The organism is Pseudomonas sp. SWRI111 (assembly GCF_014268555.1).
GTDB classification, from domain to species: Bacteria; Pseudomonadota; Gammaproteobacteria; order Pseudomonadales; family Pseudomonadaceae; genus Aquipseudomonas; species Aquipseudomonas hamedanensis.
Window position 1 is genome coordinate 1 of the sequence record NZ_JABWQQ010000054.1, and the last position, 1252, is coordinate 1252.

The 1252-nt window shown below is 52.0% G+C and carries 2 protein-coding genes; both read left to right on the forward strand.

The features are described from left to right. Positions 1-71 precede the first annotated feature (71 nt). Entirely contained in the window at positions 72-368 is a 297-nt protein-coding gene (locus tag HU755_RS26895) for a transposase (RefSeq protein ID WP_186552159.1), read from the forward strand. Positions 369-388: 20 nt separating this feature from the next. Further along, entirely contained in the window at positions 389-1198 is an 810-nt protein-coding gene (locus tag HU755_RS26900) for an IS3 family transposase (protein ID WP_238350053.1), read from the forward strand. Positions 1199-1252 lie beyond the last annotated feature (54 nt).

The window sequence follows — 1252 nt, forward strand, 5'->3', positions numbered from 1 at the left end:
TGTAGGAGTGAGCCTGTTGTGGTCGAACTTTTTTAGACCATGATGTAGGAGCCTCGATTTAAGGAAGCGTCATGGGATATCGGGTCGTTACGCCTGAAGAAAAAGCAGAATCTATTCGGTTAGTGGTGGAGATGCATTACTCCGTCCCCAAGGCCTGCCAAGCCACTGGTGTGGGCCTCACAGCTTTGCGTCGCTGGGTTGCTCGCTGGCGTCGGCAGCAGGATGAAGTTACTCAGTTGCCACGATTACAGGATCAGGAGTTAATCGAGTCGCTTCAGGCGAAACTGGCGCTACTTGAGGCCGAGAACCAAGTGCTAAAAAAGCAATTGCCCTCTCATCTAAAGGTTCTGTTCGGTCGAACCAAATGATTGATGGCGTAAGAGGTGCTATGTCAGTTCGGCGCATATGCTCCGTGCTTGGCATCGCCCGAAGTAGCTATTACATAAACCGCAAAACCAAGCGTTTGAAGCCCGGTCTGCGGTGGCTAAGGCGCAGACTTCGTGCGCTGCATAAAGAACATCGAGAGGCCCTGGGTACTCGAGGGCTCTGCAAAGCGTTGAGAAAGAAGGGGATCTTCATCGGTCGCTATCGAATGCGCTCGTTGATAAAAACTTTCGGCCTGCACCGACGCAGGCCACGGTATGCCCACTATCGTCGTGCTACAAAACCGGCAGTCGTTGCTCCGAACATACTTGATCGTCGCTTCAATCCGACTCAGCCAGATACGCTTTGGGCAGGCGATATCACCTACATCAGAGTTGGGAATAGCTGGCTTTATCTGGCAGTGGTGATGGATCTTTTTTCACGCAGGATTGTTGGCTGGGCGTGCTCCCGAACTGCTGATGCTGAGCTGGCTGCTAAAGCACTGAAGTTGGCGGTGTCACTACGTCGACCGATGCCTGAACTGCTATTTCACTCAGACCAGGGCTGTCAGTACACTGCTGATCGATTTGTTACCTGTTTGGCAGACAACCGGATCGTTCAAAGCATGAGCCGTCGAGGTAATTGCTGGGATAATGCAGTGGTTGAACGCTACTTCAGGACGCTGAAGCACGATTGGATGCCGGAAAACGGTTACCAGAACCATTTCGAAGCGGAGAAGGATGTGATGGGTTTTATCTCACATTACAACCATCGCCGTTGCCACTCCGCTTCGAACAACTTACCGCCTGCGCTATTTGAGCAGCAGGCGGCCTAATGCTCCTACGCAATGGTTTGAAAAAACTGAACCACTACAGCCTGCTCGCGATAG

Excerpts from the sequence above, each read along its gene's own strand:
- HU755_RS26895 (WP_186552159.1), top strand. The coding sequence starts at position 72 with ATGGGATATCGGGTCGTTACGCCTGAAGAAAAAGCAGAATCTATTCGG.
- HU755_RS26900 (WP_238350053.1), top strand. The coding sequence starts at position 389 with ATGTCAGTTCGGCGCATATGCTCCGTGCTTGGCATCGCCCGAAGTAGC.